Raw genomic sequence first — 26,016 nt, forward strand, 5'->3', positions numbered from 1 at the left:
ATGAAGCCGACACGCGTAGCGTTGCTCGATGGTGGCGTGATGTACGCCAAGGAATATCAGGTCTACTGGAACCGGGCCTCGGAAAAGCTGATCGGAATGCCGGCCTACGGCGTGCTGATCGAGCACGCCGACGGCTACTTCCTGTTCGACACCGGCTTCGATCTGCATCACTTCCAGACTGCGATTTCGCCGACCGGTGCGGTGCAATCGGAGCAGCAGACGATTCCGGCGCAGCTCTCGCTGCTCGGCCTCGATGCAGGCGACATCGACTTCGTCGTCAACTCGCACTATCACTTCGATCACTGCGGCGGCAACAAGCACTGCCGGCATGCAAAGACGCTCTGCCACAAGTGCGAGCTGGAAGCGGCCTACAAGCCCGAGCCCTTCGAGGCGCTGACGTACTCGGACCGCAGCTTCGAGCCGGTGCGCGGCATGGGGGCCGACATCGACATCTACACGCCGCGCTTCGAGACGCTCTGCGGCGATCAGGAGATCGCCAAGGGCCTGCATCTGATCGAGACGCCCGGGCATACGCTGGGCCATTACAGCCTGCTCGTCGAACTCGGTGGCCGGCGGCCGATGCTGTTTCCGGCGGATGCCTGTTACACGCAGAAGTCCTTCGACGAGCTCATCGTGCCAAGTTCGCATGTCGATCCAGTGCGCGGCTATCAGTCGATCCTCAAGATTCGCGATCTCGCTCGAAAGCATGATGCGGAGGTGTTCTTTCCGCACGACGAGGTCAACTACGCGAGCTATCTCAAAGCGCCCTACTGGTACAGCTGAGGTAGCCCGTGCTGCGAGCGTCAACACCAAGGCCCTGTCGCGACGGGATGTAGCGGCGGGGCCTTCGGTCTGTGGGGTTCAACGGTATTCCCAGCTCAGGCGAAGCCCGTAGAGACGCGGCGGCGCGAGCGTCGTTGCGGTGCCGAAATCGGTCGTCAGACTCGAGACGCTGTAGGTCACGTCCTCGAGGTTGTCGACGAAGGCGGTGATCTTCAGATTCCAGGGCTCGTACTCGTAGCCGATGCGTGCGTTGAGCAGCAGGTAGCGATCCTGGCTCGCAGCCTCGGTGTTCTGCGGCGTGTAGTAGAAGCCGCTGTTGTAGTAGCCGTCGACTCCGAGACTCAGTTCGCCGCCGGGCACGCCGAAGGTCTGACTGAAACCGAGACTCGCGGTGTACTTCGGAACGCGTGCGAGTCGATTGCCCGAGAAGTCGAAATTGCCTCGATAGAGGCCGCTCTGAGGATCGAAGCCGCTCGCATCGGGATAACGCGTGTAGATGGCGTCGAGATAGGTGGCGCCGCCATTGACGACGAGGTTCGGGTTCCAGCCGGGAAAGGGCACGGCGACGAAGTCGAACTCGGCGCCTCGGCTGCGTGCCGCACCAGCATTCTCTACCGTCACTGCGCCACCGCTGAGCAGCGAGATGAACTGCTGTTGCAGATCGTCGATCTTGGTTTGGAACAGCGCGCCGTTCAGTCGCAGGTTGCCGTCGAACAGCGTCGACTTCGCTCCGACCTCATAAGCGCTTGCCTTCTCCTGCTTCACGTAGCCAGGCGGCGTGTAGATGCTCACGAGGTTGTAGCTGCCGCTCTTGTAACCTTGCGAAAAGCTTGTGTAGAGCAGGATGCGATCGGCCGCCTGGTAATCGAGTGAGACACGCGGCGAGAAGTTGCTGCTCTCGACCTTGGGTTGATTGAACGGCAGCAGCACGGTTTCTTCGCCCTGCGAGTTCGAGGTGGCGACGTATTGCTTGACGAGGAATCGATCCTCGCGCTGGTAGCGGCCGCCGAGCGTGAGGTTGATCTGGTCGCTCAGATGAATCGTGCTTTGCAGAAAACCTGAATAGGAGTGCGTACGCAGCAAGCCGTGCACTAGCAGGCGGACGCCGTTGCCTTCGAGCGTCGGAATCGTAAGGGGCAACTCACCCAGGCGCAGCCTTTCAAGAATATCGGCTGGAATCAGACCGCCGAGCGCGCTGCCAGGTTGGGATGTGCCGTCGCCGGCGACGACGAAGTTCGAAGGATCGAAGCCGCCTTGTTGACGCAGGTAGTAGAAGCCACCGACCCAGTTGAACCAGTCCGAGCCCCAGCTGCTGTCGTTCGAGGCGAACTGCAACTCGGCGGTGGTGATGTTGTTCGGCGCGTTCGGCGAGCGGAAGGCGACGAGATTGGCCTGGCTGCCGTCGAAATCGTAGACGATCAGATCGCTGTGGATCTTCTGGTCTGCGACCAGTAGCTTGATGTCGAACGGTGACAGCGACCAGATGGCGTTGCCATAGAGCATGGTCTGGCGCGTGCCATAGGTCAGATGCGCATTGGCGCTGGTTTCATAGTCGTTGGCGTCGGGGCGCGCACCGAGCAGCGTGCCGAGCGGACTCGCTTCGCGCAGCGGCTGGATCGCTGGCGTGCTGCCCGAGTTGTCGAGCGCGAAACCGGTCAGCGAGAGGTCGAGATCGTCGGTGGGGGTCCAACGCAGTTTGATGCGCCCGACCTTGCTTCGGTCGGTTGCGAGCGAATAGTCCTGCGGCGGATAGATGTCGCCTGGCCGATCGACGAGCGTGTAATAGGGATCCCGCTGAGAGTAGAGGCCCGAGAGCCCGATCGCGAGCGTATCGCCGATCGGAATGCTCACATAGGCCTTGGTTTTCTGTCCGTCGAAATTGCTGAATTCTTGCGAGGCCTGGGCTTCGAAGTAACGGTCCGGCGACTTGGTGATGATGCTGATCGCCCCGCCGGTGGAATTGCGGCCGAACAAGGTGCCCTGTGGACCTTTGAGCACTTCGACGCGTTCGACGCCGGTCAGTGAGGTGATCAGGCCTTGCGATGCGGGAATGTAGATGCCGTCTACATAGGTGGCGACACTGGGATCGAACGAAGGCAGGAAAGCTTCGGTGCCGATGCCGCGCAGATAGATCAGATCGAATCCGGCAGCGCCGCTGAATTGCAGACCTGGTGTCAGAGTCTGCAAGGCTCGTGTGTCTTCGACTCCAGCGCTCGCAAGTTGGTCCGCGGAGAACGCGGAGATGGAGATCGGAATGCTCTGCGCGGTTTCTTCGCGACGCTGCGCGGTGACGACGATCTCTTCGATCATCGAGCCCCTGTTCTCCGTCGGCGCCGCCGCGGTCGTTTCGGCCGGTTCGGGTGGCTGTACGGCGATGGTGTCGAGCTCCGGTTGCGCTGTCGCCTGGGCATCCGCCGCTGCGCCGACGTCGGCCGTCGCGGGTTCCGGTGCCTGTGCCGTTGCGGCGGACGCCGCGCCGAGCAAGCCGCCGCAGCTGATGAAGATGGCGTGTCTGATCATCGAGTTCCCTTTCGCTTGACTGCATCCGGTGGATGGGCGAATGCGAGGCCCGGTCTGGGCCGCAGGGAAATCGAGGGCGCACGCCACCCGCCCGCCGGGCAAGGGGCAATGCCGATCGTTCTCCTCCAGCCTCGTTCTTTCCGGCGCTCTGGCGGGCCGGTTCGACAGCTCGGACTGTCGATATGACGACTAGATCATATAGCTCATCAATATCATAGAAACGAACGGAGGATCAATGCCGCGAATGCTCGCCGGAACGCAGTCCGACGTGCTGGAGAGCTGCGGCGAATGCACGAGCACGGCTAACGCAGGGGCTCGTTGCGAACCCTGAAGGCGCCAGCTGCGAATGCACGGCGGTGCGATGCGCACCGCGTGCTGTTCAGCGCGGAAACTCCGGAATCGCGCCCGCATCCACGGCGCTGCTCCGCGTCACCGCATCCCAACGCTGCTGCTCGTCGGCGCGCTGCTGCTCCGAGGGCCGAACGTATTCGATGGCATCGGCGCCGAGCAGCAGATGCAGCGGAGGATTCGGATGATCGGCCAGGCGCAGCACCAGTTGCGCGATGCGCGCCGGATCGCCGCTCTCCTGACCCGCGTGAGCGGCGAGCATGTCCTTGACCGCTCCGACGCTCTGGCGGTATTCGGGCAGCAGTTCGACAGGGTCCTCGTGCGCCGTTGAATTGAAGCCCGTGCGCATCGCACCGGGTTCGAGCACGGTGACCTTGATGCCCAGCGCGGCGACTTCCTTCGAGAGCACTTCGCTGAAGCCGCCGACGGCCCATTTGGCCGCGACGTAGGCGCCGAAGCCCGGCGAGCCCATGCGCCCGCCGACCGAGGACACCTGGATGATGTGGCCGCTGCGTTGGCGCCGCATGACCGGCAGCGCGGCCCGGCTCGTGTAGGCGACGCCCATGAAATTGGTGTCGATCTCGGCGCGCAGCGCCGCGTCGCCGAGCTGCTCGATCGGGGCGATGTGACCGTAGCCGGCGTTGTTGACGAGCACGTCGAGCCGGCCGAAGCGGCTCACGGCGAGCGCGACGGCGGCCTGCGCGGCGGCGGGATCGGTGACGTCGTGGCGAATGGCCGCGACGCGCGATCCATGCCGATCGACGAGGGCTTGCAGCGCCGCGGGTGTGCGGGCGCTCGCGACGAGCGAATCGCCCGCCTCCAGCACGGCTTCGGCGATGCTGCGGCCGAGGCCGCGCGCGCAGCCGGTGATGAGCCAGACTTTCGGCATTTCATTGCTCCAATGCAGTGAGAAACGAATCGGCTCCCACCAGATGCTTGTTGGCGAGGACGCCGATCCGTGGGTGCACAAGCCCGCGATGCGTGTCAGGGCCGGCGGATCATGCCGCCGTCGACGCACCAGGTCTGGCCGGTGATCCAGCCCGCTTCATCCGAGAGCAGGAACAGCACGGTGCGCGCGATGTCCTCGGTGGTGCCGAGCCGCGCGAGCGGCAGCTGCGCGACGATGCCGTCGAGCACGGCGCCGGGCACCGTCGTGCGCGTCGCCTCGGTATCGGTCGGGCCGGGCGCGATGCCGTTGATGCGAATCTTCATCGGGCCGAGCACGCGCGCCAGCGACATCGTCAGGCCATTGAGGCCGAGTTTGGCGACGCCGTAGTAGTCATAGCCGATGTAGGCCGCCGTCGACGAGCCGTTGACGATCGCGCCGCCGCCGCGCTCCGCCATCGACTGGTAGACCGCGCGCGTCACGATGAGCGCTCCGTGCAGGTTCACGTCCATGAAGCGCTTGTAATAGTCGAGATCGATCGTGAGCTCGCTCTCCATGCGCATGCCGGCGTAGATCGCCGCGTTGTTGATGAGCAGATCGACGCCGCCGAAGGCTTTCTGCGCTGCGGCATTCATTTCCTTGGCCGACGCCTCGGACGATACGTCGGTGCGCACGAAGATCGCCTTGCCTCCGGCCGAGACGATTTCGTCGACGACCTTGTTGCCGTTGGCTTCATTGATCTCGGCGACGACCACGGCGGCGCCTTCGCTGGCGAGCGCCTTGGCGTAGTGGGCGCCGATACCCTGGCCTGCCCCGGTGACGACGGCGACTTTGTTGTTGAAACGCATGCGGCTCTCCTCGAATGAACTGGAATGGATGGGCGGTGAAGCGTGCTCAGCGCGAGCGCACTTCGACGAGATCGACGTTGACGTCTTCGGGCAGGCTCAGCAGATCGACGAGCGCCTGCGCAATGCTGCCCGGCTTGGCGAGTCCGCCGACCAGCGCCAGGTGTCCAGTCTTGCTGACGTGCGCGAAATACTCGGCCTTGATGGCGTCGTCCCAGCTATCGATGATGCTGGTCTCGCCGACGTTGCCGAGGCGCATCGTCGATACCTTGATGCGATCGGGGCGCAGTTCGGTGCGCAGGCCTTCGGTGAAGCTTTCGAGGCCACCTTTGGTGGCGACGTAGACCGCCAGATACGGAAACGGCATGCGGACCGATTCCGACGAAATGTTGACGATGTGCCCCGCGCCGGTCGCCCGCAGGTGCGGAATCGCGCTGCGCGCGCAGTAGATCGGCCCCATGAGGTTGACCGAGATCTCGTTGCGGATCTGCGTGTCGGTGGATTTCTCGACCAGGTGCGGAGCGCAGAGAGCCGCATTGTTGACGAGGAAGTCGAGCCGCCCATAGCGCTCGATCACCGCATCGAAGCTACGGCGCACCTGATCAGGGTCAGCGACGTCGCAGGGCAGGGCGATGCCGGAGTCGCCGAGTTCGGCCTCAAGCGTCTCGAGTTCGGAGGAAGGGCGCGCGAGCGCGGCGACTTGGGCTCCTTGCGCAATCAGCGCCTTCGACATGACTCGCCCCATGCCTTTGGAAGCGCCGGTCACCACAGCCACTTTGCCTTCGAATCGCTGCGTCACGCTGCTTTCTCCTCTTGTTATTAGGTCGGAATCGGCGCTGGAAATCCTTGCGCAACGATCCGTTCGATGCAATTGATCATATAGCTGATCTAGACTAACATGAGTTCATCGAGATAAGAACATGAGGAGAAGACATGAAGCTCGAAGCTACCGCCGCGGTCGTCACCGGTTCCGCCGGAGGTCTGGGGCGCGGCATCGCGTTCGCATTGGCTCGCGCAGGCGTGGATGTCGTCGTCGCTGACATCGACTTGCAGGGCGCCGAGCGCACCGCTGCCGAAATCGCAGCAGCGACGGGGCGCAAAGTGCTCGCGTTCCGCTGTGACGTTTCCGACCCGGCGTCGATCGAATCGCTCGCCGATTTCGCCTTCGAACGGCTCCCGCATCTGACGATGCTTTTCAACAACGCCGGTGTCGTCGCGGCAGCGCCGGTGCTCGATACGACACCCGGAGACCTGCAGTGGCAGTTCGGCGTCAACGTCTTCGGTGTCTGGAACGGTTCGGTGATTTTCGCGCGCCGCTTCATCGACAAGGGCATCAAGGCCTGGATCTGCAATACCGCGTCGGAGAACGGTCTGGCGGCTGCGAGCATCGGCACGGCAGCCTATACCGCGGCCAAGCATGCGGTGATCGGAATGACGGATGCGTTTCGCATCGAGTTCGCGGGCTCGCTGGGCTTCAGCGTGATCTGTCCGGGCATCGTCAATACCGGCATGTGGAACGCGGGCCGCAACCGACCCGAGAAATTCGGCGGCAAGTTCGAAGGTAATCCGATCAATCAGAAGGCGATGACCTTCGGCATCGATCCTGAGGAAGCCGGCCGTCTCGTGGTGAAGGCGGTCGCGGATGAGCATTTCTTCGTCTTCACGCATCGCCATGTTGCCGGTGTGGCCGAGCAGCGTTGGCACGAGATCGAAAAGGCGGCCAAAGCGCAGCTGCCGGTTGATGATGGCGCGCTGTCGACGCTCGAGATCCAGCGTCGACTCATGGAACAGCTGGCCGGTTCGGCCTGATCGCCGCGACTCCGTCTTCCACTTGTCGAGAATGTCCATGAACCAGTTCCAGATTCCGGCCCATGTGCCGGCCGGCGTCGTGAGCCAGGAGCAGTGGTACGGCCGTCGGGACGAGGCTGGGGATCCGAACGCCGGATTCGCTGCTTTCTACGAAGGCCCGCGCGTCATCTACATCCCCCCCGGTGGCCGCAATCCGTTCGGCACCTGGGTACTCACGCGCCACGACGACATTCGCAACGCCTTCACCGACACCGAGCATTTCACGAGCCACTACATCTCCGGCTTCAACGTGATGGTCGGGATGGACGAACTGCTGATTCCGGTTGAGCTCGATCCACCGGTGCATACGCGTTATCGCAGCGCACTGGCGCCGTACTTCACTCCGTCGGCGGTCAAGGCGCTGGAGCCGGTGATGCGCCAGAGCGTGCGACACGTGCTCGACGAGATCGCGCCGAGCGGCGGCTGCGACGTGGTGCCGGTCGGGTTCAAGATGATGGCCGGGGTCTGGTGCGAACTCATGGGCGTGCCCTACGAGCGCTCCGATCTCTACATCCGGTTTCTGTTCGAGATCATTCATCAGTACGACCCGATGATCCGCCTGCAATGCGCTCGCGACATGCTCGCCGAAATGCGCAAGCTCTACGAGGAATACCGCGGCAAGCCGGGCAAGGGACTGATCCCGCAGTTCATCAATAGTCGCATCGACGGCAACGAGCCCACCGAGGCCGAATGCTCCGGTCTCATCCTCTTCATGTTCCTCGCGGGCATGGACACCATGGGCTCGACGGCCAGCTGGCTCTTGCGCCATCTCGCGCTCGACGCGAGTCTGCGCACAAGGCTGGTGGGCGACACTGGGGCGATTCGAGCCTTCGTCGAAGAAGCCTTGCGCCGCTACTCGATCGTGTCGACGAACCGCTTCGTCAAGCAGGACATCCAGATCGGCGATGTCACGCTCAAGAAAGGCGACAACGTGCTGCTGTCGACGCCACTTGCTTGCATGGACCCTTCGAAATTTTCGCAGGCACAGAGCTTCGATGCCGAGCGCAAGGAGCGTCACATGGCATTCGGCGCCGGCCCGCATTTCTGCATCGGTGCGGGTATTGCGCGTGCGCAGCTGCCGATCATGGTCGAGGAATGGCTGCAGCGGATCCCAGAGTTTTCCATTCGCGACGGAGCCAAGCTCAGCGCGCATGTCGGCGACGTGATCGGACTCGATGCGCTGCCTCTGGTCTGGCCGGCCGCGTGATCCGCATCGGCCCTATTCTTTTCTGCTACCAGGAAACCTCATCGTGAAAATTGTCGTGATCCCCGATAAATGCGTGGGCCATGCACGTTGCGCTGCCGCGGTACCCGAACTCTACGAACTCGACGACAACGGCTACATCGGGTTTGCCGAAAAGCAGGTGCCGCCGGGTCTCGAAGCGCAGGCCAGGCGAGGAGCACGTGCCTGTCCGGAGCGCGCGATCGAAATCCACGAAGACGTCGCCGCTCAAAGCTGATTCTGCTGTCAGGCCTCGCCATATCGGCGCGGTGCAGTTGACGTCTGCGCCACGCGCCGACGGTTGCATCCGATCTGAATAAAACCTCCTCTCTTTAGCTGTTCGTCATGCATTGACGAGCGAAAGCTTTGCGGGTAGGTTAGATCAACTAGATGATCATAATATATAGATAACAGTTGGCTTGGCCTGGATCGCAACCAGGCTCGGCCAAAACTAAGCGAGGAGAGAGAAACACCATGCGTGTAAATGCGATGCGTTGGTACGCGGCCCTTATGGGCAGCGCTTGTCTGGGGGCGGGCGGAACGGCCGTAGCAATGCCTCTCAATTTGAGTCCCGATTGGAACGTCAACTGGGACAATACCGTGCAGTACAACATCGGTATGCGGGTCAAGGGAGTCGACGACCGCATCGGCAATAACCCCGTCTATTCGGAGAACGATTACAAGTTCGATAGCGCGGGCGACATCGTCACCAATCGCCTTTCGCTGCTTTCGGAATTCGATGCCGAATATCGGGGCGCTTCATTCGGCACTGCGGGCTTGCGTGTGAGCGGATCGGGCTTTCGCGATTTCGCGTACGACAACAAGGTCGAGAACAATCCGGGCGAGGTAGCGCCCGGTGTGCCTTATGAGGCCTTGGGGTCCTACGAGGGCAATCGCTATTCGAGCTACACCAAGCGATATCACGTGCGCGGCGGGCAGCTGCTGGACGCTTTCGCGTTCACCAATTTCACGCTCGGAGGCCACGCGAGCTCGATCAAGGCGGGTCGGCTGACGTCGTATTGGGGTAACGCACTGTTCTTCGGTTTCGCGGGCATCAACTACTCGCAGAACGCCGTAGACAACATCAAGGGCGCGAGCGCTCCCGGAACGCAGGCCAAGGAACTCGCCATCCCACGCGCGCAGGTGCTGTTTTCGACCGATCTCACGTCCGACCTCGCTCTGACGGCTCAATACTTCCTGGAATTCCAAGGCAATCGCTTGCCTCAAGGCGGCACTTACCTGGGCATCACGGGTTTTCTCTTCAACGATACCGATTACCTGCTGGGGCCCGGTGGCGTGCCGCGCGGTGACAATTTCAGGCCCGACGAAATCAACTCGAACTTCGGCTTGCGAATGACGTGGTCGCCCGCGTGGCTCAGCGGCGTGTTGGGCCTGCATTATCGGCGCCTGGATGAAACCCAGCCCTGGGTTCCGCTGTTCGGCGCGGACAGTCAGGGCAATCCCAACTTTCATCTGGCCTATGCCGAGAACGTCGACCTGATCGGCCTGAGCCTCGACAAGCAGCTAGGGGCGCTGAGCACGGGCTTCGAAGTCTCGTATCGCCACAATACCGGACTCAACAGCGTACCTGGCCCGTTGCCGTCCGACCTGGACGGCCGCGAGGGAGCACGTGGAGACACGCTCAACGTGCTGGCCAATGTGCTGTTCGGTTTGACACCGACACCGCTTTGGCAGACAGGCTCGGCGCTCGGCGAAGTCGTCTATACGCGCAAGCTCGATGTCACCGCCAACGAGGCCCTCTACAACGGGACCGACAACGCATCCGCCTGCCCGAGCGGGAACAAGTGGAACGGCTGTGCGACCGATGACGCAGTTTCGGTCGCTGCCCTGTTCACGCCTCAGTGGTTGCAGGTGTTTCCGGGCATCGATCTCGACATGCCGATCTTTGCGATGTACGGCGTTTACGGCAATGCGGCGAGCCTCGGTGGCCCGGTGAACCAAGGGGCCTTCAACTACACGGTTGGCCTGCATACGCTGATCCGTGCCCGCTACAACGTCACGCTTCAGTACAACGGCTACTCCGCGCACACCAATGGCGGCCTGACGAATTTCCCGACTGCCAATGGCACGCCGGTCCCGATCGGAACGCCAGGGTTTCCCTCGTACTACGCGAGCGGCAACGGGACCTATTTCTACAACGACAAGGACTGGCTCTCGCTGACTGTCCAGTTCGCGTTCTGACCAGCACGAATCCCAAGGAGGATCCCGTGACGATCATCAAGAATACTTTGAAGCTTACGTTCGGCGTTGCGACGCTGCTGTCCGCCGCCAGCACCTACGCTGCGGTTTCGGCGGAAGAAGCCAAGCAGCTCGGCGGCGACAAGCTCACGCTGTTCGGCGCCGAGAAGGCAGGCAATGCCGATGGCAGCATTCCGGCCTACGAGGGCGGCTACACGTCGATACCGTCTGGTTTCAATCCGGCGGCCGGCCTGGTCCCCGATCTGTTCCCATCCGAGAAGCCGCTCTACAGCATCAACTCGAAGAACTACAGCCAGTACAAGGATCAGCTCACCGAGGGTGCGATCGCGACGATCGAGCAGTATCCGGAGTTCAGGCTCGACGTCTATCCGACGCATCGCACCGCGGCGTATCCGAAATGGGTGCTCGACAACACGGTCAAGAATGCCACCACGGCCAAGCTCACCGGCACGGTGGAAGGCGACGGTGTCGAGAATGCATACGGCGGATTGCCGTTTCCGATTCCGAAAAACGGCTACGAAGCGATCTGGAATTATTTTCTGCGCTACCAGCCGACGTTCTGGGAATTCGACAACGACAGCTGGTTGGTGACGCCCGGACATAAAACCTTGCTCGGCAATTTCGCCAACTACCTCGGGCTCGCGTACTACGACCAGAGCAAGAGCAGCCTGTCGGATCCGTATTTCTTCAAGCAGCTCGATGTCGGTCGCGCCCCGTCTTCGCAGGTGGGCTACAACCTGGTGTTGCAGTTCTCGATCAACTACAGCAAGACCAACCAGTTGAACTGGGTCTATACGCCAGGTCAGCGTCGCGTTCGCGTCGCGCCCGAGTTCACCTACGACACGCCGGCGGCGAACTTCGGTGGAGCACTCACCTACGACGAAGTGTTCCTCTATTCGGGCCGTCCGGATCGCTTCAACTTCAAGCTGATCGGCAAGAAGGAGATGATCGTTCCGTACAACGTCGCAAAGCCGAATCAGGCGGGCGTGACGACGGACCAGTTCAACACGCCGCGCTTTCCGAATCCGGATCTGCTGCGCTGGGAAAAGCATCGCGTCTGGGTCGTCGAAGCGACGCTCAAGGACGGCAAGCGGCACATCAACCCGAAGAAGATTTTCTATTTCGACGAAGACTCCTGGAATCTTCTCGGCACCGACAGCTTCGATCGCGCGGGCAAGCTTTATCGTGTCGGCTTCGGACTGCCGTATGCGGTGCCGGATGCCAAGCAGCCCTTCCTCTGCGGCTACTCGTACTTCCTTCTGGATCTGACCAAGGGCGTGTACTTCAACGCCTGGGTCGGAGCTCACAACAAGGTCAAGGTGTTCGACAAACCGCTCGATCACGCGATGTTTACCCCGCAGCAATTGTCCGCCACAGGCATTCGCTGACAAGGCGAGCGCGGTAGCGACGTCGGAATGGCGTCGCTACCGCTTCGATCCCGGTGCCTTTTCAGGAGTTCGTGACGATGCCGCATCTCGATTCAAGGCGGTTGGCTCTGCTCGCCGGCTTGCTGCTCGCCTTCGCCTCCGCGGCCAAGGAAAAGGCGGTGCCGTTTGCCGACCCGCTCGATACACCGGCACATCGCGTCGGGAGCGCGCGTAAAGTCACCGAGCTTCCGCTCGTCGCGATCGCGAAGGCAGGGCAGCGACTCATCGCGGTCGGCAGCCGCGGGCTCATCGTGATGTCGGATGATCAGGGAAAGAGCTGGACGCAGATGGATTCTCCGGTGCAGTCCGATCTGGCGGACGTGCAGTTCATCGACGATCAGACCGGCTGGATCGTGGGGCACGATGCGCTCGTACTGAAGTCGGTAGACGGTGGGAAAAGCTGGGAAAAGCAGTTCGACCTGCGTACGATGAAAGTCGAGTTCCCAGCCTATTACGAGAACTTGATTCAAGCTGGCGATACCGAGAAGCAGCGTTATCTCGAGCAGGTCAACGCGAACATCCAGGGCGACAGTGCGCTGCCGTTCGTCTCGGTCTGTTTTCTCGATCGAGATCGCGGCTACGCGGTCGGCACTTTCGGCCAGATCGCGATGACTCTGGATGGTGGTCGTCACTGGCTGCCGGCCTCGCATCTGATCGACAACCCCGAGCAACTCAATCTCAATGCCATCCGTCGCGTTGGTGGCGCGCTCTACATCGCGGGTGAGCGTGGCATGGTTTATCGCCACGATCGCGAGGCAGGACGCTTCATCGCGGTCGATACGGGCTACAAGGGCAGTCTGTTCGACATCGTCGGAAAGCCTGGACTGCTGCTGGCTTTCGGCCTGCGCGGAACGGCCTATTCGAGCCGCGACGACGGCACGAGCTGGACTGCGGTAACGCTTCCGACCACGTCCGCGCTCTTCAGTGGCGGCACTTTGCCCGGCACTTCGGATTTCTACATCGTGACCGAAGAAGGGGAGGTTCTGCGCGCGTCGTCTGAGGGCGGCAGCGGAAAGCCGCTCACGCGCCCGGGATTCGCGACTGCCGCGTCGCTGCCTTTGGACGACGGTCGACTCGCGCTCGTCGGTTATGGCGGCGTCCGAATTCAACAGCTCGCGCGATGAGCGCGATACGGTCCATCACATGAAGATCAACGAAGGTGCCGCTGGCCAGATGCCGGTGGTACGCAGTATCGAGGCATTCGACCGTCGCTCCGGAAGTTGGTTGGAGCGGATCATCTTCAATTACCGAGCTACGCTCGTTGCCGTAATTGCGGTCGTGACGGTCGCTTTGAGCGTGCAGGCAGCGAAGCTGCAAGTGAATGCCAGCTTCGAGCGCATGCTGCCGCAGAGCCAGGCGTTCATCCGTCACTTTCTCGACAACCGCGGCGATCTTCGCAGTCTCGGCAATTCGATTCGCATCGTGGTCGAGAACCGCGGCGGTGACATCTACGACGCCGACTATCTGCAGACCTTGCAGAAGATCAACGATATCGTGTTCCTGATTCCGGGCGTCGATCGCTCGTTCATGAAGTCGCTGTGGACGCCGGCGACGCGCTGGACGCAGATCACCGAGGAAGGGTATCGCGGCGGTGCGGTGATGCCCGACGACTACGATGGCTCGCCGCAGGCGATCGATCAGGTGCGCCACAACGTTCGCATCGCCGGACTCACGGGCCGGCTCGTCGCCAACGATCACCACTCGAGCATGATCTTCGTGCCGCTGCTCGATCGCATCGAGGCGACAGGGCAGCCGATCGACTACGCGGCGTTGTCGCAGGATCTCGAAAAGCAGGTGCGTTCGCTGGAGTCCGACCGCGTTCGTATTCACATCGTTGGCTTCGCCAAGCTCGCGGGTGATCTCATCGAAGGTCTCAATCGCGTGATGTCCTACTTCGCGATCGCAGCACTCATTGCAGCCCTGGCGATTTTCGGATACACGCGATGCAGTCGCAGTACGGTGCTCGTGCTGCTGTGTTCGTCGGCGGCCGTGGCCTGGCAGTTGGGCATCATCGCGCTGCTGGGTTTCGTGCTCGATCCGTATTCGATGCTCGTGCCGTTCCTGGTGTTCGCGATCGGGGTCTCCCACGGCGCGCAGAAAATGAATGGCGTCATGCAGGACATCGGGCGAGGCACGCATCGTTATGTGGCGGCGCGCTACACCTTCCGGCGTTTGTTTCTCGCCGGGCTTACCGCGCTGATGGCCGATGTCGTCGGTTTCGCTGTGCTCATGGTTATCGACATTCCGGTCATTCGCGATCTGGCACTCACCGCGAGCATCGGCGTGGGCGTCCTGATTCTGACCAATCTTGTACTGCTTCCGGTTCTGTTGTCCTACGTCGGGGTGAGCTCGTCGGCCGCACAACGTAGTCTCGGTGGTGGAGCGGCCGACGGCGGTGATCTCAAGGGCTTCTGGCTGGCGCTATCGCGCTTTACCGACAGACGCTGGGCGATTGCGGCGATCGGGACTAGTGCCGCGATCACGGTGATCGGGTTCGCGTTGAGCCTGCAACTGCAGGTGGGCGATCTCGATCCCGGTGCCCCCGAGCTGCGTCAGGATTCGCGCTACAACCGGGACAACGCCTTCATCTCCGCCAACTTCGGTCTTTCCAGCGATGTCTTCGCGGTGATCGTCAAGACGCCGCCGGACGGCCTGAGCCACTACGAGGCGCTGATCGAGGAGGACCGGCTCGAGCAGCAGTTTCGCGAGATGCCTGCGGTGCAGACCACCGAATCGGCTGCCGGTCTGGCCCGCGCCGCGATGGCGGGCATCTTCGAGGGATCACCGAAATGGGCCACATTGAATCGCGCGTACTCGCTTTCGTCCCAGTCGACTTATGACCTGCGCACGAACAATCCCGAGCTGATCAACTCGGACGGCAGCACCGGGACGGTAATCACCTACCTGCGTGATCACAAGGCGCACACCCTGGCCGAAGTCGTGAAGGTGGCGTCGGAGTTCGCCGAGGCGCACAGCAACGATCAAATCCAGTTCCTGCTGGCGGCGGGCTCAGCCGGTATCGAGGCGGCGACGAACATCGCCGTGAAGTCGGCCAACCGACTCATGCTGGCGCTGGTCTACGCGGCCGTCACTCTGCTTTGCTTCATTACGTTCAGAAGCTGGAGAGCTGTCGTCGTTGCGGTGGTTCCCTTGGTGATCACCTCGATACTGTGCGAAGCATTGATGGTTCTGCTGGGCATCGGCGTGAAGGTGGCGACCTTGCCGGTGGTCGCGCTCGGCGTCGGCATCGGCGTGGACTACGCGCTTTATCTGCTCAGCGTGCAGCTTGCTCATCAGCGCGCCGGTCGTCCGCTCGGCGAAGCCTATGCGCATGCACTCGGATTCACCGGAAAGGTGGTTGCGCTCGTCGGCGTGACGCTGGCGGCTGGCGTGGTGACATGGGCCTGGTCGCCGATCAAGTTTCAGGCCGATATGGGCATCCTGCTGACCTTCATGTTTCTCTGGAACATGGTCGGAGCGCTCGTGCTGATTCCGGCGCTGTCCCACTTCCTGCTGCCGACTTCCAAGCTGGTTCGGGCTGCTCCATTGGCAGATTCGGTGAATCACGCGCGGTCTGCGAAGACTGCGCAACGCGAGCTGAGGATGAGTGCAGAAGGCAAGTTTTAGCGGATATCCGGCTACTGCGAGACAGCGCAACGATAAGGAGACGGCGATGGGTGAGCTGCAGAACAAGGTAGCGATCGTGCTCGGTGCCTCGACGCCCGGTGGCATGGGCGAGGCCGTCGCGCGGCGCTTCGCACGTGAGGGGGCCAAGGTAGTGGTGGCCGCGCGCAAGCTAGACGACGTGAAACAGATCGCGCAGCAGATCGGTGGCCTAGGGGTGCACGCGGACATCACGCGCCACGAGCAGATCAAAGACCTCGTCGATGTCGCGGTGTCCGAGTACGGTCGTCTCGATATCGTCGTCAACGTCGTCGGACAGGCTCCACGAGTTGCGTTTCGCGAGTTCAGCGAGGAGCATCTGATCGAAATGTCCAGGCTGCATTTCGTCGGGCCGGCGATGCTCATCAAGTACGTGGCCGAAGCGATGGTGCCGGGCGGCGCGATCGTCAACGTTTCGAGCTTGTCCGCCTACGACCCACTCTCCGGCATTGTTGGCTATGCGGCTTCAAAGCGGGCAGGGGACCGTATCGTGCAGGGCGCCGCGATCGAGTATCGCGATAAGCGCTTGCGCATCAACGGGCTCGTTCCTTCGCTCGTCCTGACGGAGCTGTCTCGCCAGGGGATGCGCAATTACGGCGCGGACCCGGAAGCTTTCGAGAAGAGCTTCGTCGATCTAACACCACTGGGGCGCACAGCTACCGTGGAGGACATTGCTGCCTGTGCCCTGATGCTCGTCCGCGACGAGTACTTCGAAACTGGTCAGATCGTTTTCTGTACGGGTGGCAACGCGCTATTGGGCCAACCGCGATTCCTCGCGTGAATCGAGGCTGATGGCGCGGATCAGCGAAGTCCCAGGGCATGACGGCCTGCGGTTGCGCGCTTGCGCCTGTTCTGTGATGAGGCAGGCGCCTTTGCACGGGCCGCGCTAATCCGCGGGCTGGTTTGTCTTCGGCTGCAACGACCAATGCAAGAGTGCTGCAATGAGCGAGCGTGCACAGAGTTTCCTGATCGTTTGGGGCATGATCTTCATGTGCCTGTTCGGTCTGGTGTACTGGGGCCTGTTTCATATGCTGCCACCGCCTTCTGCTGCGCTTGGCCCAGAAGCCGTTGCCGCCTTCTATGCCGAGAACAGCCTGCGGATTCGTATTGGCGCCGTTATTTGCTCTTGGTGCAGTGCGTTCGCCATGCCGATTGCCACCGCGATATCGGTCCAGATGCGCCGTGTCGAGCACGATGGTGTGCCGGTCTGGTCGATCCTCCAGTTCGGTGGCGGCATCATGACGTCGATTTTTCTGGTGCTGCCGCCGCTGTTCTGGGGAGTGGCTGCCTTTAATCCGACGCGGCCGGCCGAAGTCACTGCGCTCATCCATGAGGTGGCCATGCTCACGCTGACCACCACGGATCAGTACATCATTTTCCAGTTCGTGGCGATTGCGTGGGTTTGCCTCGGCCGCAAGCAGGTTAGCAATTCACCATTCCCGCGCTGGATGGGTTACTTCACGCTCTGGGCGGCTTTTATCTTCGAACTCGGAGCCTGCGCGTTCATCCCCAAAACCGGGCCTTTCTCCTGGAACGGGCTGTTCGTTTTCTGGTTTCCATTTTTTGTCTTTGGAACCTGGATCACCGTGATCTCTATTCTCATGCTGCGCGCAATCGCCGCCCAACGGCGCGAAAATGGCGCGATCCGATAGCAGTGCCACCGCGCCCCGTCCATAAGACCTGGGTCGCGGTCATGCGCGATGGAGCGCTACAACATCCGTATCACTTCAACTCGGCTGGCGACATCCACGGCAGTGCCTGCCTCGAAAAAGTTGATACCTCGCATACACATGTTTTTTTCTGAAGACGCGGATCGTTCCGCAACACTGCCGAGCAAGCGAATTCCGGGAGAAGCCGGTATCTGGGTGTTCATCCTCGGTGACATTGTGGTCTTCGGCATCTTCTTCATGACTTACCTGTCTTACCGCTCACAAAATCTTTCCCTGTATCGCTTGTCGCAGGAAGCCCTCGATTGTAGCTTGGGTTTCACGAACACCTTCCTGCTACTACTGAGCTCATTGCTTGTCTCGCTCGGAGTGCAGATGGTGCGAGCCGACCGAACGATTATTGCTTCGCGCTTCTTCGTCGGTGCGATGGGATGTGGAGGCGGCTTTTGTCTGGTCAAAGTGTTCGAGTACGGAGCCAAGGTACAGGCCGGTATCGACCTGACAACCAACGAGTTCTACACGTTCTACTTCATGCTGACGGGCATTCATTTGTTGCATCTGCTCGTTGGGATGGCTCTGCTGCTGCTGTTGGCGCTGGCCGCACGCAAGCCCGAACCCAATCCGCGTTTCTTTGAAGGCGCCGGAGTTTATTGGCATCTCGTCGATCTGCTCTGGATCATGCTGTTCCCGTTGCTATACCTGCTGCGCTAAGCATGAGATCCGTCAATCGGGTTGATCGCGGGATGCTGCTGGCCTGGATGGCGCTCATCGGGGCCACCGTGGGGAGCGGTTTGCTCGGGCTCGATACGGTCTGCGAGTTGTCGCCGTCGGCATCACTGATGAACACCGGCTTGATCGCGCTTGCTGCGTTCAAGATGCGATTGATCGGGCTTTACTTCATGGAACTGCGGCATGCGCCATTGCTTCTGCGTATCGCCTTCGAGGCATGCATCCTGGGGGTCTGTTGCGGTGTGCTTGGCTTCTATCTCGCCATGCCTTAAGTCCCTGCACTGCAAGCTCTGAGCCTCGGGCATTTCACAACGGCAGCGTCGGTCGGCCTTGGAATCGCCGCGGAGCGACTTTGCGCTTCAGTCGCCCGGCGTGTTCACCGGCACAAGGGCCGGATAGCTGGGGGCGTCGCCGCCCCAGAAAAAGAAAAGGCAACAAGAACAACCCTATAGTCGCGCGGTTATACGGGCGCTAAGGCTGTTCTTGGGCGTGAATATGGATATGGTGGCCGAGGACGGAATCGAACCGCCGACACGGGGATTTTCAATCCCCTGCTCTACCAACTGAGCTACTCGGCCCCTGGGGCAACTGCGCGCTAGGAGCGGGACAGGAATCTCGCGTTTGCCAGCCGGAGAGGCTGCGCGAGGCCGCGTATTAAAGCGGCGAAGCTGCTGTGCGTCAAGAAGTTTTTCCGCTTTCGTCGCCGCCCGGGGGCGGCACGTAGGAAGTCTGCGCGAGCTCGCCGCCGCCGAAGAAGTATTTCTCCATTTCCTTGGCGAGGAACTTGCGCGCTTCGGCGTCCGCGAGCTGCAGTCGGTACTCGTTGATCAGGCGCGTCTGATGCTGCAGCCACTGCTGCCAGGCCGCCTTGGAGACGTTGTCGTAGATGCGCTGGCCGAGCGCTCCGGGGTAGGGGAGGCGGTCGAGGCCTTCGGCCTCGGCGCCGATCTTCACGCAATGAACGGTTCTGGACATCTAGAGGCTCAGCAGATCGGGTGTCGAAAAATACGCCGCTTCGAGGAGCTTGCGCACGGGAGCGGGCAGGCCGGGCAGGGCGTCGGGGTCGCGCATTGTAGTCCAGGCGGCCGAGGCATCCGCGATTCGGGCTCCTTTGGCGATGCGGACGCGCAGGGGGCGCAGCTCGAGGTCGTAGTGCGTGAAGGCGTGATGGACCGGGGCCAGCGTCTCGGGCAGCCCCGCCTGGAGGCCGTAGCGCTCTGCCAGCGCCGCGCGCCAGTCACCGGCGAGATCGACCACCGGCGGGCACCAGAGGCTGCCCCAGATGCCGGTCGGCGGGCGGCGTTCGAGCAGCAGGTCGCCGCGATCGTTCTCGATCAGCAGTAGCCAGGAGGCGCGCTGTGGCCGGGCTTTGCGCGGCTTGGGGCCAGGCAGTTCGGCGATGCGGTTGTCGCGGCGGGCGACGCAGTCTTCGGAGACCGGGCAGCTGCCGCACTGCGGCTTGCGCGAGGTGCAGACGGCCGAGCCCAGATCCATGATCGCCTGCGTGTAGTCGGCGAGCCGAGCCTGCGGCAGATGCGATTCGGAGACGCGCCAGAGCTGCTGTTGCACGGCCGGCAGGCCCGGGTAGCCGGCGATGCCGGCGTGACGCGCGAGCACGCGCTTGACGTTGCCGTCGAGGATCGCATGACGATCGCCGAAGGCCTGCGAGAGGATTGCCGCCGCGGTGGAGCGGCCGATGCCGGGCAGCTCGACCATCGCGTCGATGTCGCGAGGCCACTCGCCGCCATGTTGCTCCATGACGGCCTGCGCGCAGCGATGCAGGTTGCGCGCGCGTGCGTAGTAGCCCAAGCCCGCCCAGCGCTGCAGCACGTCGTCGACCGGCGCTTCGGCGAGCGAGCGCACGCTTGGAAAGCGTTCGAGAAAGCGATGGAAGTACGGGATCACCGTGGCGACCTGGGTCTGCTGCAGCATGATCTCGGACAGCCAGACGCGATACGGCTCGCGCGGGTGCTGCCAGGGCAGGTCCTTACGGCCATGCTGGTCGAACCAGCGCAGCAGGCGGTCGGCGAACGGCGTGCTCATGGCGCGGCTTTGGCGAGGCGCTCGATGCCTTGCGTGGTTTCCAGCGCTTCCTGGCGCAGCTTGCGCTCCATCGCCCACGGGCCGATCACGGGTGGAATCCAGAAATTGGGTTCCACGACGGCGACGAAACTCAGGCAGGTTTCGTTGGCGGTGGCGCAGCGATCGATGGTCCAGTCGGCCTGGCCGTAGCGCAGATCGCTTTTCTCGGGCAGCACTGTCGCCGACAGGCTGCCGCCGTTGGGCGAGGCGCTGCTGCGCATGTCCTGCACCTGATCGAGCGTGCGGCAGAAGAACGAGAAGCAGGCGCGCATGCGCGTATACACGCGCTGCATGTCGGGTGGTGCGTCGGGCTCGATGCGCACGAGCTTCACGGCCTTGCTGATGTCCGGCAGCGCTTCGTAGTGCGTGAGCACCGTGAACGCGCGATCGGCGCTCGCATCGAGACGCGCCTGCAGCGTCACGCGATAGCGATCGTCGGTCTTGGTGACGGTCAGCGATTCGATGCTCACGGCCTGCGCCGTCAGTGGCAGCAGGCCTGCGAGCAGGACGGCGAAGTTACGGATTGGCCGGCGCACTCTCTTCCTTCTTCTCCTCGGCCGGAGCGCTCTGCTGCTGTTGCGGTTGTTCCTGCGCCGGCTGCTGCGCGTCTTTCTTTTTCTTCTTGCCGAACAGGCCTTCGAGCGCGGGCGCGAGCTCGGGGCCGAGCTTCTGGTTGAGCTTGTCGCCGTACTTGTCGTTGAGCTTCTGCTGCAGCTCTTCCTTGCGCACGTCGAGCTGCTGCTTGACCTCGGCCTTGACCTTCGCGGTCGCCATGTCCTTGAAGTCGATCTTGTACTTCGGCGCCGAAAAAGTGCCCGTGAGCTTGATCGGAACAGTGAGCCCGCCGAGATCCTCGAGGCCGCGGCCGCCCTGGCCCTTGCTGCTTTCGACGATGGTCGGCTTGGCCGTGTAGTTGAAGGTTTCGTTCGCCAGGTCGATCTCGCCCGAACCGCCGACGCGCAGCAGCGGATTGCGCGCATCGAGCGTGTCGGACTTGAGCACGCCGTTGACGATCTTGCCGCTGAAGTCGATCACCGCGAAATCGGTTTCGACCGGCCCGGCCGGCGCCGCGTATTGCTGGCCGCTCAGCATCGCCTTGCCCTTGCGCAGCATCTCGCCGAGGTTGAAGCCCTTCACCGCGCCGTTCTTGAAGTTCAGCGAAACATCGCCGTTGAGCGCCTTGCGCACGTCGCCGACGGTCTTGCCGGCGGTGGTGATGTCGAGGTTCACGGTGCCGACGCCGGTGACCTTGTCGTCGCCCATGAAATCCTTGAGCGCCGGGCCGAGCGAGAGCGATTGCAGGCTGGTCTTGATCGCATAAGTCGGACGCGGGCCCGGGGCGATGCGCGTGTTCGCGGTGAACGAGCCGCCGTAGAGCTTACCGGCCAGGCTCGCCTGCTTCGCTGCCCCTTTTGGGCCCGCGATGTCGAGCCTCACATCGCTCAGGTTGGTGCCCTTGATCTTGAGTTTGCCGATGCTCAGCGTGCCGTCGATGTTCAGATCGTTGAGCGCATCGAGCGGAATTTCGGTCTTGTTGAGTTCGGCGGCGTTGTAGGGCTTGGCTGGCTGGTTTGCCGGTGGCGTTTCGACCGGCGGCAGGTAACGGTCGGCATCGATCTGGTCGATCTTGAGCGCGAAGCCCAGCGCCAGGCTCGCGAAATCACGCACATTGAAGCTGCCGCTGATGCTGCTCTGGTCGAGCTTGAGCAGCAGGTCTTCGAGCTTCAGGCTCTTGGTGCTGCCATCGATCCTGCTGCTCAGGCTCACCGAGGTGAGCGCCTTGGCGTCCGCGGTCTTGAGCGATTCCGGCGAGAACTTGGCGATCAGCTCGCGCGCGTTGAACGGCTTCACCTCCAGCGGGCCGGAGAAGCGCGGCGTATCGGTGTCGAGCGCGGAAACGGCGAGGCTGGTCGAGGCTTCGAGGCCCGCGGCCTTGAGCAGCACGCTGCTGACCTGTCCGCTGCCCTTGGCCTGGTCGAGCTTCACGTCGCCGACGGTGAGATCCACCTTCTGCGTTCCGCCCGGAACCGCCTTGCCGCCGACGGTGGCGTTGAGCGTGAGCCCCTTGGCGGTGAACAGCTTGGAAGCGAGTTCCGCATGCGCCGCGGTCTTGAGCAGCGCGGCGATGTCGTATTCGCCGTACTTGCCCTTGGCGTCGACATCGAGCCCGGTCAGATCGAACACCTGCGTCTGCAGATTGGCCTTGATCGCGCCCTTGAGCTTGGCCTGGCCGTTGTTGGCCGCGCCCTGCTTGCCCTTGGCGTCGAGGTCGAGGCCGGAGACGTCGATCTGCTGCGAGATCATGTCACCCTTGATGCTGCCCTTGAGCGTGGCTTCGGCCTCGATGTCGCCGCTCTTGCCCTTCACGTCGAGCGTGAGCTTGGGCAGCTCGAAAGCCTGGGTTTTCAAATTGCCCTTGATGTCGCCTTCGAACTTCGCTTCGCCTTGCTGCGCGCCGCTGAGCTTGGCTTCGAGCTTGAGCTTGGACAGTTCGATGTCCTGCGTGTCGAGGTCCGGGTCGACGTGCGTGCTGAGCTTGAGCTCCACGTTGAGCTTCTGTGCTTCGAGCGCGGCCTTGACCGAGGTTTCGATGTCGAAGGCCTTGCCGGGCTTGAGCGCGCCGGTCTTCAGGTTGAAGTCGCTGATCTGGTAGGCCTGCTTGGCCTGGTCGTCCTGGTAGCGGATCGCGGCCTTGGTGATCTCGATGCCGCCGATGTCGATGTCCTCGAGCTTGAATTTGGATTCGTCTTCGGGCGTCTCGGGCTCGTCGGGTTTGTCCTCCTTTTTGACGAGGTCTTCCCAGTTGGTCTTGCCGTCGGCGTTCTTGGCGAGGTTGAGCACCAGGCCGTCGAGCTGCAGGCCGTCGACGACGATCTTGCGCTGCCGCAGCAGCGGCATCAGCTCGACGCCGACCTTGGCCTTGCCGACTTCGGCGAACGGCTGGTCGCCGAAGCCGGGCGCATTGCTCAGCGACACCTTAGCCAGATCGACCTTGATCCACGGGAACACCGACAGCCCGATGTCTCCGATCTGCAGCTCGCGCCCGGTCTTGTCCTTGACGAGGCCCGCGATCTGGCTGCGGTAGTCGTTCGGATCGAAGGTGGCGATCACTGCGATCACGGCGCCGATCGCGACGAGCAGCACCAGCCCGACGAGGATCATGAGGAGTTTGAACGGTCGGGCCATGGACGTCGCCTTGTGGGGGGTCGGAGGGTCGGATCGCGAGTGTACCCAAGCGGGCCGCGATGCCGGCCATCGATTCAGATGGCATTCACTCGCGGACGCTGCCTCGGCCGCTCAGGGCCAGAGCCAGGCCGCTCCGCGCACACCGCTGGAATCGCCGTGCAGGGCCGGAGCGAGCCGCGTGCGCACCTCGTCCGAGAACACCCAGCCGCGCCAGAGCGCCGGCGCGCGCTCGTAGAGCCGGCCGATGCGCGAGACGCCGCCGCCGAGCACGATGACTTCGGGGTCGAACAGGTTAATGACGTGGGCGAGCGCCCGGGCCAAGCGGTCGTCGTAGCGCGCAAGCGTGGCTTCGGCGGCCGCATCGCCGGCGGCGGCTTCGACGATGGCCTCGGCGCCCAGTGTCCGGCCGTGCAGGCGCTCGTGGTCGGCCGCCAGGCTCGGGCCCGCGAGCCAGGTCTCGATACAGCCATGCTGGCCGCACCAGCAGGCCGGGCCCGGCACCTCGTCCCATTCCACGCGTGGCCAGGGCAGGCGGTTGTGCCCCCATTCGCCCGCGATGCCGTTGGCGCCCGAGACGAGCGTCCCGTTGAATACCAGCCCGCCGCCGACGCCGGTGCCGAGAATCACCGCGAACACGCTCGCCGCCCCGGCCGCCGCACCGTCGGTGGCTTCCGACAGCGCGAGGCAGTTCGCATCGTTGGCCATGCGCACTTCGCGGCCGAGCAGGTGCTCGAAATCGGTCTTGAGCGGCTTGCCGTTGAGGCAGGTGCTGTTGGAGTTGCGCAGCAGACCGGAGAACGGAGACAGCGAGCCCGGGTGGCCGATGCCGACACGCAGCCGGGCCTGGCCGACTTCGCGCTCGAGTTCGCCGACGAGTGCGGCCACCGCGCCGAGCGTGGCCGAATAATCGCCCTGCGGAGTCGGCACGCGCCTGCGCGCGAGGATGCTGTGCGTGGCATCCATGACCACGCCTTCGATCTTGGTGCCGCCGAGGTCGATTCCTATTCTTAACATGATGATTTAAATCAGCCATTCGCCCTTCCAAAAGACAGCTTAAGTCACTTGGAACGCCGCTGCTGCTTGACGATCTAGGTGCCTTTCAAGCTGCGCTTCTAGTTCGGTGATTCGCCACAAAAAGGGCGGGCGGAGCTTCTGCGATCGCGATGCTTCCCCTTGTACCAACCGCCTCCCGTTACTCCAAGGCCGTCGTCGATGCTTCTACCGATGTTCAGCACGGCGCAGGCAGCGTTGACGATCCAGTTCACCAACTGACTGCCCTATGTCCGATCCATTCAACCTGTTTCGATTCGTCGAAGCCCAGGCACCTGTCTATCACGACGTTGTTCGTGAGCTGCGCGAGGGCCAGAAGCGATCGCATTGGATGTGGTTCGTGTTTCCCCAAATCGCCGGTCTTGGTTCGTCCCACATGGCGAGGCGCTATGCCCTATCGGGGCTCGCTGAAGCTCGAAGCTATCTGGACCATCCGATCCTCGGCCCTCGTCTTGTCGAATGCACCCAGCTCGCAATCGCCTCGGCATCGATCGGTGCCAGCGCTCTGTTCGGCCATCCCGACGATCTCAAGTTCCGATCCTCGATGACGCTTTTCGACGCCGCGGCGAACGGCGATTCTCTTTTCGCTTCTGCATTGCAGCGCTTCTTCGGTGGGGCTGCTGACGCTTCGACGCTTGCGCGGCTCTCGGTGTAGGCCAGTGTCCAGCGTTAAGGATGCGGCTGGTAGGTTCGACATACCCGCTCGCCAATAGGGATATCAGCCATGGGCCAACTCGACAGCGTTTGGAATAAGGCCCGCCTCGCAGTGATCAAGAAGTAAGGGAGGTCAGGTCATGTCCATGGAAAAGGCGTTTGCAAAGTTCTCCGGCAAGGCGTCCAAAGCCGTAGGCTCGCCTTATGCGTTCGTCATCGCTGGGGCATCCGTCCTCATCTGGGCGGCCACCGGGCCCCTCTTCCACTTCGGCGAGACCTGGCAGCTCGTCATCAATACGGGCACGACGATCGTAACGTTCCTGATGGTGTTTCTGATCCAGAATTCGCAGAACCGCGATTCGGAGGCCTTGCAGCTCAAGTTGGACGAGGTCATTTTCGCCCTCAGCAACGCCAGCGATGACATGATCGATATCGAGAAGCTGGATCAGAAATCTCTCGACGCCCTGCGGTCGCGCTACGAAAAGGTTCTGCGTCATGCCGAATCACGGCAGAAGGCCGATCGGCACTCCTGATCGCCTACGGCGTCCGGTCTCTTACCCGGTCCGATGGTGAACTGTCATGAGCTGGGGTAGCCGGCCCAAGCCCAAGGCCACGAGCTTGAATCGAGGAGTACTCGACGACGTGGTAATGGCCGCGCTCAAGTCCGTCCGCGTGGTTCGCAGCTACGACTTATTTTACGCGGGCTCCTGCCACCGAGCCGGCGATACCATCTACATCGGCCATGAGCTGCCGCCCCACATCGAGGCGGGGCGCAGTAGCTAGGGCAAGGCGAAAGCAGGCAGCCCACAATCGATGCCGCTCGCTGACCGGCAAGTCCGCGACGCGAACGAGGGGTTTCATCACCGTCACAATCGCCCGTCGCAGC

General features: G+C 62.5%; 24 protein-coding genes and 1 tRNA gene. 15 read left to right on the forward strand and 10 right to left on the reverse strand.

From position 1 onward, the window contains the following. Positions 1-783: a 4-pyridoxolactonase gene (gene pldA / locus AC3WUM_RS22985; protein WP_492413357.1), complete on the forward strand. Its 783-nt coding sequence runs from the start codon at positions 1-3 to the stop codon at positions 781-783. Positions 784-861: 78 nt separating this feature from the next. Here the strand turns inward: pldA and AC3WUM_RS22990 are convergent, their stop codons facing one another. The 4 genes from AC3WUM_RS22990 to AC3WUM_RS23005 all read right to left on the reverse strand — a co-directional run bounded on the left by AC3WUM_RS22990 (position 862) and on the right by AC3WUM_RS23005 (position 6,181). Then, complete coding sequence (locus AC3WUM_RS22990) at positions 862-3,303, reverse strand: TonB-dependent receptor (protein ID WP_492413359.1); 2,442 nt, start codon at positions 3,301-3,303, stop codon at positions 862-864. 379 nt (positions 3,304-3,682) lie between these two features. Next, positions 3,683-4,540, reverse strand: a complete 858-nt coding sequence (locus tag AC3WUM_RS22995) for an SDR family NAD(P)-dependent oxidoreductase (RefSeq protein ID WP_492413361.1) — start codon at positions 4,538-4,540, stop codon at positions 3,683-3,685. A 95-nt stretch (positions 4,541-4,635) separates the two neighbouring features. Further along, the gene (locus AC3WUM_RS23000; protein WP_492413363.1) at positions 4,636-5,385 is read right to left on the reverse strand and encodes an SDR family oxidoreductase; all 750 of its coding nucleotides are present in this window, start codon (positions 5,383-5,385) and stop codon (positions 4,636-4,638) included. Between the two features lie 46 nt (positions 5,386-5,431). Further along, positions 5,432-6,181 (reverse strand): SDR family oxidoreductase, encoded by a 750-nt coding sequence (locus AC3WUM_RS23005; RefSeq protein ID WP_492413365.1) that lies wholly within the window; start codon positions 6,179-6,181, stop codon positions 5,432-5,434. A 134-nt stretch (positions 6,182-6,315) separates the two neighbouring features. Here AC3WUM_RS23005 and AC3WUM_RS23010 point away from each other — a divergent pair, with 134 nt between their 5' ends. From AC3WUM_RS23010 to AC3WUM_RS23060, 11 genes are all read left to right on the forward strand, one after another. Then, complete coding sequence (locus AC3WUM_RS23010) at positions 6,316-7,191, forward strand: SDR family NAD(P)-dependent oxidoreductase (RefSeq protein ID WP_492413367.1); 876 nt, start codon at positions 6,316-6,318, stop codon at positions 7,189-7,191. Positions 7,192-7,228: 37 nt separating this feature from the next. Then, a complete protein-coding gene (locus tag AC3WUM_RS23015; protein ID WP_492413369.1) occupies positions 7,229-8,437 on the forward strand; it encodes a cytochrome P450 in 1,209 nt (402 codons plus the stop codon). 43 nt (positions 8,438-8,480) lie between these two features. After that, positions 8,481-8,690, forward strand: coding sequence for a ferredoxin (locus tag AC3WUM_RS23020; protein WP_492413371.1), 210 nt, complete (start codon positions 8,481-8,483; stop codon positions 8,688-8,690). A gap of 272 nt (positions 8,691-8,962) precedes the next feature. Then, on the forward strand, positions 8,963-10,654 hold the full coding sequence (locus tag AC3WUM_RS23025; protein WP_492413373.1) for a DUF1302 domain-containing protein: 1,692 nt from the start codon (positions 8,963-8,965) through the stop codon (positions 10,652-10,654). 26 nt (positions 10,655-10,680) lie between these two features. Beyond that, a complete protein-coding gene (locus AC3WUM_RS23030; RefSeq protein ID WP_492413375.1) occupies positions 10,681-12,060 on the forward strand; it encodes a DUF1329 domain-containing protein in 1,380 nt (459 codons plus the stop codon). Between the two features lie 77 nt (positions 12,061-12,137). Beyond that, on the forward strand, positions 12,138-13,223 hold the full coding sequence (locus AC3WUM_RS23035) for a WD40/YVTN/BNR-like repeat-containing protein (RefSeq protein ID WP_492413409.1): 1,086 nt from the start codon (positions 12,138-12,140) through the stop codon (positions 13,221-13,223). Positions 13,224-13,242: 19 nt separating this feature from the next. Beyond that, positions 13,243-15,726 (forward strand): efflux RND transporter permease subunit, encoded by a 2,484-nt coding sequence (locus tag AC3WUM_RS23040; RefSeq protein ID WP_492413377.1) that lies wholly within the window; start codon positions 13,243-13,245, stop codon positions 15,724-15,726. Between the two features lie 46 nt (positions 15,727-15,772). Beyond that, positions 15,773-16,543 carry an SDR family NAD(P)-dependent oxidoreductase gene (locus AC3WUM_RS23045; protein WP_492413379.1) on the forward strand — a complete coding sequence of 257 codons (771 nt, stop codon included), beginning with the start codon at positions 15,773-15,775 and terminating at the stop codon, positions 16,541-16,543. A 160-nt stretch (positions 16,544-16,703) separates the two neighbouring features. After that, the gene (locus tag AC3WUM_RS23050) at positions 16,704-17,414 is read left to right on the forward strand and encodes a hypothetical protein (protein ID WP_492413380.1); all 711 of its coding nucleotides are present in this window, start codon (positions 16,704-16,706) and stop codon (positions 17,412-17,414) included. A gap of 48 nt (positions 17,415-17,462) precedes the next feature. Beyond that, positions 17,463-18,140, forward strand: a complete 678-nt coding sequence (locus AC3WUM_RS23055) for a cytochrome c oxidase subunit 3 (RefSeq protein ID WP_492413381.1) — start codon at positions 17,463-17,465, stop codon at positions 18,138-18,140. Positions 18,141-18,172: 32 nt separating this feature from the next. Then, on the forward strand, positions 18,173-18,430 hold the full coding sequence (locus AC3WUM_RS23060; RefSeq protein WP_492413382.1) for a cytochrome C oxidase subunit IV family protein: 258 nt from the start codon (positions 18,173-18,175) through the stop codon (positions 18,428-18,430). A 230-nt stretch (positions 18,431-18,660) separates the two neighbouring features. Here the strand turns inward: AC3WUM_RS23060 and AC3WUM_RS23065 are convergent. The 6 genes from AC3WUM_RS23065 to AC3WUM_RS23090 form a co-directional block, all read right to left on the reverse strand. Then, positions 18,661-18,736 (reverse strand) — tRNA-Phe (locus AC3WUM_RS23065). A 100-nt stretch (positions 18,737-18,836) separates the two neighbouring features. Further along, positions 18,837-19,133, reverse strand: a complete 297-nt coding sequence (locus tag AC3WUM_RS23070) for an oxidative damage protection protein (RefSeq protein ID WP_492413384.1) — start codon at positions 19,131-19,133, stop codon at positions 18,837-18,839. Continuing rightward, on the reverse strand, positions 19,134-20,201 hold the full coding sequence (gene mutY / locus AC3WUM_RS23075) for an A/G-specific adenine glycosylase (protein WP_492413385.1): 1,068 nt from the start codon (positions 20,199-20,201) through the stop codon (positions 19,134-19,136). Next, positions 20,198-20,776, reverse strand: coding sequence for an SRPBCC family protein (locus tag AC3WUM_RS23080; protein ID WP_492413386.1), 579 nt, complete (start codon positions 20,774-20,776; stop codon positions 20,198-20,200). The genes mutY and AC3WUM_RS23080 overlap by 4 nt, the downstream gene beginning before the upstream one ends. Then, on the reverse strand, positions 20,757-23,426 hold the full coding sequence (locus AC3WUM_RS23085) for an AsmA family protein (RefSeq protein ID WP_492413388.1): 2,670 nt from the start codon (positions 23,424-23,426) through the stop codon (positions 20,757-20,759). The genes AC3WUM_RS23080 and AC3WUM_RS23085 overlap by 20 nt, the downstream gene beginning before the upstream one ends. A 111-nt stretch (positions 23,427-23,537) precedes the next feature. Continuing rightward, positions 23,538-24,440, reverse strand: a complete 903-nt coding sequence (locus AC3WUM_RS23090) for an ROK family protein (RefSeq protein WP_492413389.1) — start codon at positions 24,438-24,440, stop codon at positions 23,538-23,540. A 265-nt stretch (positions 24,441-24,705) separates the two neighbouring features. On the opposite strand from AC3WUM_RS23090, the gene AC3WUM_RS23095 reads away from it, so the two are divergent. The 3 genes from AC3WUM_RS23095 to AC3WUM_RS23105 all read left to right on the forward strand — a co-directional run bounded on the left by AC3WUM_RS23095 (position 24,706) and on the right by AC3WUM_RS23105 (position 25,913). Then, positions 24,706-25,131, forward strand: coding sequence for a DUF1810 domain-containing protein (locus AC3WUM_RS23095; protein ID WP_492413391.1), 426 nt, complete (start codon positions 24,706-24,708; stop codon positions 25,129-25,131). A 139-nt stretch (positions 25,132-25,270) separates the two neighbouring features. Continuing rightward, positions 25,271-25,663 (forward strand): low affinity iron permease family protein, encoded by a 393-nt coding sequence (locus tag AC3WUM_RS23100; RefSeq protein WP_492413393.1) that lies wholly within the window; start codon positions 25,271-25,273, stop codon positions 25,661-25,663. Positions 25,664-25,709: 46 nt separating this feature from the next. Continuing rightward, positions 25,710-25,913 (forward strand): hypothetical protein, encoded by a 204-nt coding sequence (locus AC3WUM_RS23105; RefSeq protein ID WP_492413395.1) that lies wholly within the window; start codon positions 25,710-25,712, stop codon positions 25,911-25,913. Positions 25,914-26,016: the final 103 nt, after the last annotated feature.

This window comes from Hydrocarboniphaga sp. FW305-C-57 (assembly GCF_058783045.1).

Bases quoted from the DNA above. Each gene is read 5' to 3' on its own strand.
- AC3WUM_RS23035 (WP_492413409.1), top strand. From the start codon at position 12,138: ATGCCGCATCTCGATTCAAGGCGGTTGGCTCTGCTCGCCGGCTTGCTG.
- AC3WUM_RS23050 (WP_492413380.1), top strand. From the start codon at position 16,704: ATGAGCGAGCGTGCACAGAGTTTCCTGATCGTTTGGGGCATGATCTTC.
- AC3WUM_RS22995 (WP_492413361.1), bottom strand. From the start codon at position 4,540: ATGCCGAAAGTCTGGCTCATCACCGGCTGCGCGCGCGGCCTCGGCCGC.
- AC3WUM_RS23000 (WP_492413363.1), bottom strand. From the start codon at position 5,385: ATGCGTTTCAACAACAAAGTCGCCGTCGTCACCGGGGCAGGCCAGGGT.
- AC3WUM_RS23105 (WP_492413395.1), top strand. From the start codon at position 25,710: ATGAGCTGGGGTAGCCGGCCCAAGCCCAAGGCCACGAGCTTGAATCGA.
- AC3WUM_RS23055 (WP_492413381.1), top strand. From the start codon at position 17,463: ATGGAGCGCTACAACATCCGTATCACTTCAACTCGGCTGGCGACATCC.
- AC3WUM_RS23100 (WP_492413393.1), top strand. From the start codon at position 25,271: ATGTCCATGGAAAAGGCGTTTGCAAAGTTCTCCGGCAAGGCGTCCAAA.
- AC3WUM_RS23060 (WP_492413382.1), top strand. From the start codon at position 18,173: ATGCTGCTGGCCTGGATGGCGCTCATCGGGGCCACCGTGGGGAGCGGT.
- pldA (WP_492413357.1), top strand. From the start codon at position 1: ATGAAGCCGACACGCGTAGCGTTGCTCGATGGTGGCGTGATGTACGCC.
- mutY (WP_492413385.1), bottom strand. From the start codon at position 20,201: ATGAGCACGCCGTTCGCCGACCGCCTGCTGCGCTGGTTCGACCAGCAT.
- AC3WUM_RS23070 (WP_492413384.1), bottom strand. From the start codon at position 19,133: ATGTCCAGAACCGTTCATTGCGTGAAGATCGGCGCCGAGGCCGAAGGC.
- AC3WUM_RS23095 (WP_492413391.1), top strand. From the start codon at position 24,706: ATGTCCGATCCATTCAACCTGTTTCGATTCGTCGAAGCCCAGGCACCT.
- AC3WUM_RS23025 (WP_492413373.1), top strand. From the start codon at position 8,963: ATGGGCAGCGCTTGTCTGGGGGCGGGCGGAACGGCCGTAGCAATGCCT.
- AC3WUM_RS23015 (WP_492413369.1), top strand. From the start codon at position 7,229: ATGAACCAGTTCCAGATTCCGGCCCATGTGCCGGCCGGCGTCGTGAGC.
- AC3WUM_RS23040 (WP_492413377.1), top strand. From the start codon at position 13,243: ATGAAGATCAACGAAGGTGCCGCTGGCCAGATGCCGGTGGTACGCAGT.
- AC3WUM_RS23085 (WP_492413388.1), bottom strand. From the start codon at position 23,426: ATGGCCCGACCGTTCAAACTCCTCATGATCCTCGTCGGGCTGGTGCTG.
- AC3WUM_RS23010 (WP_492413367.1), top strand. From the start codon at position 6,316: ATGAAGCTCGAAGCTACCGCCGCGGTCGTCACCGGTTCCGCCGGAGGT.
- AC3WUM_RS23045 (WP_492413379.1), top strand. From the start codon at position 15,773: ATGGGTGAGCTGCAGAACAAGGTAGCGATCGTGCTCGGTGCCTCGACG.
- AC3WUM_RS23090 (WP_492413389.1), bottom strand. From the start codon at position 24,440: ATGTTAAGAATAGGAATCGACCTCGGCGGCACCAAGATCGAAGGCGTG.
- AC3WUM_RS22990 (WP_492413359.1), bottom strand. From the start codon at position 3,303: ATGATCAGACACGCCATCTTCATCAGCTGCGGCGGCTTGCTCGGCGCG.